General features: G+C 71.9%; 10 protein-coding genes. 6 read left to right on the forward strand and 4 right to left on the reverse strand.

Annotated elements, in window-relative coordinates; translation table 11 throughout:
* A partial coding sequence (locus ACFWE2_RS22590) for a copper amine oxidase (RefSeq protein ID WP_377226449.1) occupies positions 1-1446 on the forward strand: 1446 nt, incomplete at its 5' end.
* A gap of 16 nt (positions 1447-1462) precedes the next feature.
* Here the strand turns inward: ACFWE2_RS22590 and ACFWE2_RS22595 are convergent.
* Positions 1463-2239 (reverse strand): class I SAM-dependent methyltransferase, encoded by a 777-nt coding sequence (locus tag ACFWE2_RS22595; RefSeq protein ID WP_377226450.1) that lies wholly within the window; start codon positions 2237-2239, stop codon positions 1463-1465.
* 125 nt (positions 2240-2364) lie between these two features.
* Here ACFWE2_RS22595 and ACFWE2_RS22600 point away from each other — a divergent pair, with 125 nt between their 5' ends.
* Genes ACFWE2_RS22600 through ACFWE2_RS22610 form a run of 3 tightly spaced genes read left to right on the forward strand, consistent with a single transcriptional unit; the run spans position 2365 to position 5387 of the window.
* A complete protein-coding gene (locus ACFWE2_RS22600; RefSeq protein ID WP_377226451.1) occupies positions 2365-3465 on the forward strand; it encodes a hypothetical protein in 1101 nt (366 codons plus the stop codon).
* A 4-nt stretch (positions 3466-3469) separates the two neighbouring features.
* Positions 3470-4753 carry a sensor histidine kinase gene (locus ACFWE2_RS22605; RefSeq protein WP_377226452.1) on the forward strand — a complete coding sequence of 428 codons (1284 nt, stop codon included), beginning with the start codon at positions 3470-3472 and terminating at the stop codon, positions 4751-4753.
* The gene (locus ACFWE2_RS22610; RefSeq protein ID WP_377226453.1) at positions 4746-5387 is read left to right on the forward strand and encodes a response regulator; all 642 of its coding nucleotides are present in this window, start codon (positions 4746-4748) and stop codon (positions 5385-5387) included. The genes ACFWE2_RS22605 and ACFWE2_RS22610 overlap by 8 nt, the downstream gene beginning before the upstream one ends.
* A 39-nt stretch (positions 5388-5426) precedes the next feature.
* Here ACFWE2_RS22610 and ACFWE2_RS22615 read toward each other — a convergent pair whose 3' ends face one another.
* Complete coding sequence (locus ACFWE2_RS22615; RefSeq protein ID WP_377226454.1) at positions 5427-5900, reverse strand: GNAT family N-acetyltransferase; 474 nt, start codon at positions 5898-5900, stop codon at positions 5427-5429.
* A gap of 167 nt (positions 5901-6067) precedes the next feature.
* Between ACFWE2_RS22615 and ACFWE2_RS22620 the strand changes: the two genes are divergently transcribed.
* Positions 6068-6343, forward strand: coding sequence for a hypothetical protein (locus ACFWE2_RS22620; protein ID WP_377226455.1), 276 nt, complete (start codon positions 6068-6070; stop codon positions 6341-6343).
* Between the two features lie 38 nt (positions 6344-6381).
* On the opposite strand, the gene ACFWE2_RS22625 is transcribed toward ACFWE2_RS22620, so the two are convergent.
* Complete coding sequence (locus ACFWE2_RS22625; RefSeq protein WP_377226456.1) at positions 6382-6864, reverse strand: glutathione peroxidase; 483 nt, start codon at positions 6862-6864, stop codon at positions 6382-6384.
* Between the two features lie 39 nt (positions 6865-6903).
* Entirely contained in the window at positions 6904-8247 is a 1344-nt protein-coding gene (locus ACFWE2_RS22630) for a dicarboxylate/amino acid:cation symporter (protein ID WP_377226457.1), read from the reverse strand.
* A gap of 171 nt (positions 8248-8418) precedes the next feature.
* Here ACFWE2_RS22630 and ACFWE2_RS22635 point away from each other — a divergent pair, with 171 nt between their 5' ends.
* On the forward strand, positions 8419-9465 hold the full coding sequence (locus tag ACFWE2_RS22635) for a pseudouridine synthase (RefSeq protein ID WP_377226458.1): 1047 nt from the start codon (positions 8419-8421) through the stop codon (positions 9463-9465).
* Positions 9466-9467 lie beyond the last annotated feature (2 nt).

Consider the following 9467-nt stretch of genomic DNA (forward strand, 5'->3'; position numbering starts at 1 on the left):
GTGCGACGTCGTCGCACCGGGCCGGTCCTGTTTCCGAACGGCCCGCTGACGGGCCGTGTGACCGAGATCCAAGGGGGAGTCGTGTCCGAGCTGTCGCCGAGACGGGGGATGATTCCGGCGATCGTCGCAGCAACGGCCATCGTCGCACTCGTCGTGGCCGCGATCCTGGTCGTCGAGCACGCGTTACCCGCGGCGCCCGCCCCGCTGATGGAAGAGAGCACGGCGTCGGGCGGTGTGGACCTGAGGTGCCCGGAGAACGAGCCGATCACGCAGGAGCTGCTCAGCCGTTCGACGTGGACCATGTGCTGGCGGGTGGACTCCAGCCGCGGGCTGGTGCTCGAGGACGTCCACTTCACGCCGGCGGGCCACGAGCCGGTGCAGGTGCTGGCCGAGCTGTCCATCGGGCAGCTCGAGGTGCCGTACGACACCGGCCTGCGCAATACCGAGGACATCACCACGCAGGGCTTCGGCGGCCCCCAGATGATGACGCTCACCAAGACCGAGTGCCTGGGTGAGCGTCTCGAGACGTACCTGCCGAAGATCGGCGACGGTTCGCTGGGCGGCGGCGGCGAGAGGCGGTCGGTGCTCTGCCAGGAGGTGGTCGACGGCGGCATCGCGTACCGCAGCGCCGAGGGCGCCGGGGCCGAGGTGGCACGGCGCACCGAGCTGCGGCTCGCGACCGTCTCGAAGGTCGGCTGGTACGAGTACGTCAGCCAGTACACGTTCGGCAGCGACGGGACCATCCGGTCCGACCTGGGCGCCACGGGCGACCTGTCGCCGGAGGACTACGGCGACGACCCGGCCCACGGCTGGCCGGTCGGCCCTGGGGACACCGACTACGCCACCAGCCACTCGCACAACGCGGTGTGGCGGGTGCACTGGGCGCTCGGCGGCCCGGGTGGGCAGGTGGTCGAGCAGTACGACGCCGCGCCGACCGGTGAGCAGGGGCCGCGGGCGCCGCTCGTCGAGGGCAGGCTCACCAGGATCACGCACGAGGGCACCGCGGAGGCGGCGGACCGTCGCTGGTGGCGCGTGGTGAACCCCGACGTGCTCAACGAGGACGGGCACGAGATCTCCTACCAGGTGGACCTCGGCGCCACGACGCCGTTCGAGCTCACCCAGGACCACCATCACGACGACGTCGAGGACGCCGGGTACGCGGTCGCGTTCACCGAGGCCGACGACTGCCAGCTCTTCGCGACGGCGAACAAGGAGGGCACGTGCGGCTCGGGCGTGCTCGACTTCGCGCAGGACGAGGCGGAGCTGTCCGACGTCGTCACGTGGGTCGCCGTCGGCTTCCACCACGTCGCGCGCGACGAGGACCAGAGCCCGATGGAGATGCACTGGCAGGGCTTCACCCTGACGCCGCGTGACCTGACCGCCCAGCGCGTCGACCCGCCGTCCGCCCGCGAGGACGTGAACGGGAAGCCCGCTCCCGTGCACTGAGCGGACCCTCGCCCGTTCAGGGCTTGCGCGCCTCCACGAGCGTGCGCCTGCTGTGGCAGACGAACGAGCCGCGCTCCGCGATGTGCTCCCGCAGCGCGCGCAGCCGGTCACGGTACTTCTCGACAGTGAAGTCGGGCACCGTCCACAGGACCTTGCGCAGGAAGTGCACCACCGCCGCCAGGTCGAAGAACTCGACCCGGGTGAGCTTGTCCCGCAGCGCCACCAGCTCCAAGCCGACCGCGGCCACCTGTTCGCGGACCCGGTCCAGGTACTCGGCGTCCCGGTCCTCCTGGGGTCCCATGAGGAACTCGTACAGCGCGCGGTTGGAACCGGCCCCGACCTCCTGGACCAGGAGCGTGCCGCCGGGCGCCAGCACCCGAGCCGCCTCGGCGTACGGGAACGAGACCGGATGACGGCTCGTGACCAGGCCGAACGTGTCCTTGTCGAACGGCAGCGGGGCGGCGGAGCCCTCGACCAGGGTCACCACACCGCCGAACGGTTCGAGCGCGGCCGAGGCGAGCGCGTGGTTGGGTACCCAGCTCTCGGTGGCCCGCACCGTGCCGGGCACGTGCTCCGCGAGCCCCAGTGCCTCCGCGAACACCTCGCCGCCGCCAGTGTCGACGTCGAGCACCGAGTCGACCCGGCCCAGCCGCTCGCCGCAGAGCCGCACGTAGCCCCAGCCGGGGCGCTCCTCGGTGGCCCGGCCCGCGAACCAGGAGAAGTCCCAGCCGTCGGTGGGCACGGCCAGCCCTTCCGCCAGCTCCTCGTCGAACGTCATGCCGTCGAACGTCATGCCGGCGAACGTATCCCCGTGCATCCCCCGGCCACCAGCCGATATCCCCCGGTCGGGGGAGGGGACGGGCACCTGGCGGACGGGAGTGTGAAGGCGTACCGCACGACCGACCGGAAGGAACCGTCATGGAACGCCTACCCCGCGCCACGCTCATCGGCGCCACCATCGCGAGCGGCGCCACCGCGCTGCTCGGCCTGGCCTGGATGCTCGGGCTCCTGCCGAACGTCTACGCGGACCCCGCCACCGCGCTCCTGGCCCAACTCGCCGGACAGGAGGCCGCGACCACCGTGCACGTCCTCACCGCGCTGGCCGGCGTCGCCGGCGGGATCGCGGCGCTCGCGGGCGTCCTCGGCGTACGCGGCCGGGTCTGGGTCGCGGCGGCGCAGCTCGTCGTCTTCGGCGTGGTGCTGCAGGGCGGCGGCCCGCTGTCCACGATGGGCTACCTCGTCGCGATGGCGATGCCGCTGGCCGTCGTGGTCCTGCTCGTCCAGGTGGTGCGCCGGTACCGGGTCGCCCGCTGGACGGTCGGCGTACCCGGCCTTGCGCTGCTCGTCGTCGGCGCGTTCCTGGCGCGGGACGCCCTCGCCGGGATCGTACGCATGCTCGGCGCCGGCCTGTACGAGAACCGCGCAGGGCTGCTGCTGTCCCTGCTCGTGCTCACGGTCGGGACCCTGTGGGCCGCCGCCGGGGTGCAGGCCCTGGCGGGCACGCCGGTCCTGGAGCGCACGACGGACTGGGTGGTGCGGCACCGCAGGGCCATCACGATCGTTGCCGCCACGGGACCGCTCCCGTACGCCCTGGTGCGGCTCACCTGGCTCACCCCGTGGCCGCAGCTCGGGTTCGACATGGACCTGTCCACGCGGATCTGGGGGCTGACGCTGTCCAGCGGCGCCTGGCTCGGCGTCTTCCTCACACTCGGTCTGATCCGACCGTGGGGCGAGGTGTTTCCCCGCTGGATGCCAGGCCTCGCAGGGCGCCGCGTACCCGTCGCCGCGGCCGCGGTGCCCGGCGGGCTGATCGCGGTCACGCTGATCTTCTCGATCGTCCCCATGCTGGTGATGTTCGGCGGGCAGGGCCTGGTCGACGGCATCGTCGGTGCGGTCACCTTCCCGTGCTGGTACTGGGGTCCGGCCCTGGCGCTCGCCGTCTGGGGTTACGTGGCCCACCGGACCCGGTCCGAGCGCTCCCCGGCGCTGCCCACCCCGGTGCTCGACGCGAGAGGATGACGGCATGCAGGCGACGAGGCGACACCTCACCGCGGATCGTGTGCGGTATCTCGCCCGGTATCTCGCTCGGCGGTTCGCCTGGCAGATGCTGGGCGGGGCGATCGGGCTGGCCCTGGTGCTGCTCGTCTACAGCCTGCTGAACGTCGTCGCCGAAGGCCTTCCCGCCTGGGTGGTGGCGGTCGCGACGGTCGCGGCCGCCATCGGGCTCGGGCTGGTACCCGGCGCACGGGAGCTCGAGGTCACCGCGGCCCGCGCGCTGCTCGACGTGGACGACGAGCTGGTGGCACCAGCCCGGCCCCGCGCCGCGCACCGCCTCCGGACGGCGGCCTGGGTGGCGGGACATCTCGCCTCTGGTCTGCTCGTGGCGGTCGGCCTGTTCGCGGGCGTCCCGATGGCGGTACTCATCGGCGCGGAGGCCGTCGCAGGGGAGGCGCTGCGCTCGGGGGACTCGTTCTACACCGGGCTGCCGCTGCCGACCGGGCCGGTGTCGCTCGCGCTGCGGCTGGTCCTGTGCGCGGCCTTTGCACTGCTGGCCCTGATCGCCACCTGGCCGCTGGGCGCCGCCGCCGCGGCGCTCGCCGGCCGGGTGCTCGGGCCCACGCCGCACGACCGCATGGAGACGGCGCTCGCCAGGGCCCGTCGCGAGGCGGAGCACACCCGCCTGGCGCGCGAGCTGCACGACGGGATAGGCCATGCGCTGACCGTCGTCACCGTCCAGGCGGCGGCCGGCCGTCGGGTCGTCGCGGTCGACCCCGACGCGGCGGCCGAGGCCCTGGCCGCCATCGAGGACACCGCACGGTCGGCGCTCGCCGAGCTCGACCACCTCCTGGCCGTCCTCCGGGACGACGCCGCCGACGACGCACCGGTCGCCCTCGCGCCCGCCCTGGACGACGTCGTGTCGGCGCACCGCCGCGCAGGGCTCGACCTGAGCGCTCACCTCGACCTGCCGGCCGGGCTGCCCGCCCTCCTCGGCCGGACCGTGCAGCGCATGGTCACGGAGGCGCTCACCAACGCCCACCGGCACGGCGCTCCCGGCCCCGTCCGGCTCACCGTGGGGCACGGCGGCGACGAGGTGCGGATCGAGGTGGTGAACCCGGTTCGTCCCGGTTCCCGGCCCGGCAGGCGTTCGACCGGCGGGCGCGGCCTGCCGGGTATCCGGGAACGCGTCGCCCTGTTCGGCGGTACCGTCCACGCGGGGCCGGACGGCGACCTGTGGGTGTTCCGTGCGACGCTGCCCTGCGCGCCCCGGGCAACCGGCGGGGCCGACCGGAAGGATCCAGATGCCTGACACCCAGGTCCGGGTGCTCGTCGCCGACGACGAACCGCTCGTCCGCAGCGGCCTGCGCCTCATCCTCGATGCCGAGCCCGACATCGAGGTCGTCGGGGAGGCCGCCGACGGCGCCCAGGCGGTCGAGCTGGCACGCGCCCTGCGCCCCGACGTCGTCTGCATGGACGTGCGGATGCCGGGCGTGGACGGGCTGCGCGCGACGGAGCTCGTGCTGCGGCTGCCTGAGCCGCCCCGCGTGCTCGTGGTCACGACGTTCGAGCACGACGGCTACGTGCTCGACGCGCTGACGGTCGGGGCGTCCGGATTTCTGCTCAAGCGGGCGGGCGCCGACGAGATGGTGCAGGCGGTCCGGACGGTCGCCGTCGGGCAGAGCCTGCTGTACCCGCAGGCGCTCCGTGACCTGGTCCGTACCCGTCCGCGTGCCACGGCCGGCGCTCCGGTGCTGACGCCGCGCGAGCGGGAGGTGCTGGGGCTCGTGGCGCAGGGCATGACGAACGCGGAGATCGCCGCCGCGCTGGTGGTCGGGGTCGAGACCGTGCGAACGCATGTGGCGTCGGTCCTCGCGAAGCTGCAGGCCCGGGACCGGACCCAGGCTGTGGTGCTCGGGTACCGGGCAGGGCTCGTCGACCTGTAGCCGGGGTCCTGTGGCCGGGCCCGGTAGCCGGGCCGGGCCTCAGTCCCGGGGGAGGACCATCTCCACCTGGTCCGGGAACGGCGCGTAGTCGGACGCCAGGGTGCGTCCCGTACGGCGCCAGCCGAGGTGCTCGTAGAAGCCGATGGCCTGGTCGTTGTCGGCAAGGCACCACAGGCGCGGGTCGCGCATCTCGGCGACCGCAGCGTCCATCGCGGCGCGGGCGAGGCCGGCGCCCCAGCGGGACGGGTGCACCGCGAGGTGCCGCAGCAGCTGCCCGTCGTGGGCGACGAAGCAGGCCAGCCGGGAGCTGTCCACGTCGTCGTCCAGGACGAGCACGCGCACGCCGGGCTCGGTGAGCGCGGACTCCCACTTGGCCAGGACCTCGTCGGCGGGGAAGGGGTACATGCCAGGCGGGAAGATGTGGCCGAGCGCCGCGATCCCGGCGGCGCGCTCGACATCGAGGAGCGCCTGCGCGTCCTCCGGCGTGGCCTGGCGGAATCGGGTCGGTTCCATGTTCACCAGCGTATGCCCCGTCCGCGGTGCGGGCACCACCGTCGAGATTTGCGGAGCGCCACCGTCTGCCAGGGCGAAATTGGGGTGAAAGATTTCCCCGAAGTGCTGTGACCTCCGCGTGGTTCGAGCGTCAAGGCTGCATGACAGATACAGCATTCAGTGCAGTGATGTCCCGCTTGACGGCGCTCGACACGCTCTCGCTGCGAGTGAGTCAGGACTGGCTCGCGTTCGGCCTGGACCGGGTGGACGTGCTGGTCATCGACATTCTGACGGTCAGCGAGCTCACGGCCGCGCAGCTGGTGAGCAAGCACCGGCTGATCGCCGAGGAGACCGACCCCGGAAGGGAGCTTGGCCTGACGAGGGTGTGGACCGGCTGGCTCGGCGACGCCTCGGACGTCGTGCCGGTCGCCATGCGGCTCACGCTCGCGCCCGGTGAGGGCTGAGGCGAGGAGGCCGCCGCTCGGCGGCGGCCTCCCGAGCCTCAGCGCGGCAGGTGCGCCTCGATCTCGCCGACGATCGCCGGGTCGTCCGGCAGCGTCCTCGGTGAGTAGCGACGCACGTCGCCACCGGGCAGGACCAGGAACTTCTCGAAGTTCCACCGGATCTTGCCCGAGTGTCCCTCGGCGTCCTCCGCCTTCTTGAGCTCGACGTACAGCGGGTGGGCGTTCCGGCCGTTCAGCCTGATCTTGTCGAGCACGGGGAACGTGACGCCGTACGTCATGGAGCAGAACTCGGCGATCTTCTCGTTCGAGCTGAGCTCCTGCAGGAACTGGTTGCTGGGGAAGCCCAGCACCGTGAACCCCCGGTCCTGGTACTTCTTCTGCAGCTCCTCCAGGGTCGCGTACTGCGGCGCCAGACCGCATCGCGACGCCACGTTCACGATGAGCACCACGTCGTCCTTGTGCTCGGCGAGCGAGATCTCGGTGCCGTCCATGGTGTGGAAGGGGATGTCGTAGAGGTCCATCCTCGCATCGTCCAGCTTCGTTGCACTCACTGCAAGGTTTCAGGCGGGCTGGTTCGCCGGAGCGGCTGTGGTGTTCGACTCATCGGCTTTCGGCTCGCCGGCGCCGGGCTCGTCGGCTTTCGGCTCGTCGGTGTCGGCGGAGACGTCGCTCTCCGCGACCGTCTTCCGCTCGTCGTAGACGTCGCGGTCGATCTCGCCGGAGGCGTTCGCGACGAGCATCGCGACGAGCGTGTCGCCGTTGACGTTGAGGAACGTCCGGAAGATGCCCGTGAACCAGTCCACCGCGATGAGCAGCCCCACCGCCTCGAACGGGAGCCCGAGCGACGTCGCGAGGAACATCGCGACCACCGGGAAGCCACCCGGGACCGTGATGGTGCCCATGTTGAGGAGCACGGCGAGCGCCATGCCGAGGACCAGCTGTCCCGGCGACAGGGTGACGTCGCCCGCCTGGGCGAGGAACATCACGACGATCATGTAGTTGAGGACGGCCCCGTAGGAACCCATCGTCAGGCCTACCGACAGGGTGAAGCTCGCGACGCGCTTGCTGATGCCCACCTTGTCGACGGCGTTGCGCAGCACCGTCGGGTAGGTGACGGCCGAGCTCGTGGTCGTGACGGCTATCGCGGTCTGCTCCGCGAGCTTGCGCGGCAGGCGCCACGGGCTCAGCCGGGTGCGCAGCGTGACGACGGTGACGAACAGGACCAGGAGGACGATCACGCCGAGCAGAGTCGTCCCGAGGTAGCTCAGCGCCGTCGTCACGACGGCGAACCCCACGTCTCCCGCGAGCGCCGCGAGCAGGCAGAACACCCCGACGGGTGCGATGTACATGACGAACCGGATCATCGTGAGGACGATCTGCTGGAGCTGGTCGAAGAACCCGAGCACCAGCCGGTTGCCGGTCCGGGCGACGTACGTGTTGAGGGCGGCGCCGAACAGCAGCGAGAAGACGATGATCGGCACCATGCTCGCCGTCGACATGGCCTCGAAGATGTTGGTCGACACGAAGCCGAGGACGGTGTCCTGCCAGCTCGTCGGCTCGGGCGGGGTGAGGGCCGGGTCGAGCTCGCCGTCGAACACCATCCCGGCGCCGGGGCGCAGGAGGCTGCTCAGGCCCCAGGCGAGCAGCGCCGCGACGACGGAGAAGGAGATCATCCAGCCGAAGGTCCGGGCCGCGAGCCCGCCGGCGCCCTTGCCGCTCATGGATCCGGTGGCGACGATCACCGAGGCCATCACGAGCGGCACTATCGACATCTGGATGAGCCGGATGAAGAGGTCGCCGACGAACTTCAGGTTGCTCGCCCACTCGCCGGCGAGGAGCCCGAAGGCGATTCCGGCGACGGCGGCGATGCCGATCTGCAGGGCGGGGTTCTTCAGGGCCTTCACGGTTCCTCCGGTGTCAGGTGCCGCACGACCGCGCGGCTCTGCTGCGAAAACTAGGTGGGCGCCGTTAGGCGGGTGATGACTGCGCGTTGCATTCCTGTTTCAACTTCGACGGGTTCTGGCACAAATGTTTCGGAACGATGACCGTCGGCCCCGCGGGGTTAGGTTGACGGCGTGAGCCACCCGTCCCAGGGCACCGGACGCAGACCCGGACCCACCAAGCACCGACCGCCGCTGCCCGTGCGGGACGGGCTCAACCCGACCCGGATAGTGCTGCCGCACGACCCGGAGGTGGTCGCACGGTTCCCGTTCGCGCTCGACTACCTCCTGGACCGGTTCCACGACGACGAGGTGCGCCTGCGCGAGAAGCTGGGTCTTGGCGAGATCGTCACGGGCAGCGGGGAGCCGCTCACCCCCACGACCCCGTACGCGCCGCGCGGCTTCCTCTACCTCTACCGCGACCCGCCCGCGCACGAGGACAAGATCCCCTTCGAGCCGGAGGTGCTGTACCGCGACGAGAACCTGCTCGTCGTCGACAAGCCGCACTTCCTCGCGACGATGCCGCGCGGGCGGTGGGTACGGGAGACCGCCCTGGTCCGGCTCCGGGTCGCCCTGGACCTGCCGGAGCTGTCGCCGGCGCACCGGCTCGACCGCGGCACCGCGGGCGTGCTGGTCCTCACCGTGCGGCCGGAGGTGCGCGGCGCGTACCAGGAGGCGTTCGCCCGCCGCGAGGTGCGCAAGGTCTACGAGGCGGTGGCACCGCTCGCGCCGTCGGACGGTGCCCCGCCCGACGCCGCCCTGGTCGCCCGGGGCGAGCCCGTCACGTTGCGCAGCCGCATGGTGAAGCGGCGCGGCGTCCCCAGGGCCGAGGAGGTGCCCGGCGAGCCGAACGCCGAGTCCCTGATCACCCTCTCGGCGGCCTCAGCGGCGCGTGGCCTCGGCCTGTACCGCCTGGAGCCGCACACCGGCAAGACCCACCAGCTCCGGCTGCACATGGCGTCGCTCGGGCTGCCGATCCTGCACGACCCGTTCTGGCCCGAGCTTCGCGAGGCCGAACCCGACGACTTCGACCGGCCGCTACAGCTCCTGTCCCGGTCGCTCGAGCTCACCGACCCGCTGTCCGGGCGGCTCCGCCGCTTCGAGTCGCGCAGGACCCTGAGCGAGTGGACCTGTCAGACACCGCCGGACGTGTCAGACGCTCAGGTCACCCGAGTGACCTGAGC

This window comes from Promicromonospora sp. NPDC060271, assembly GCF_042726755.1.
GTDB lineage: Bacteria > Actinomycetota > Actinomycetes > Actinomycetales > Cellulomonadaceae > Promicromonospora.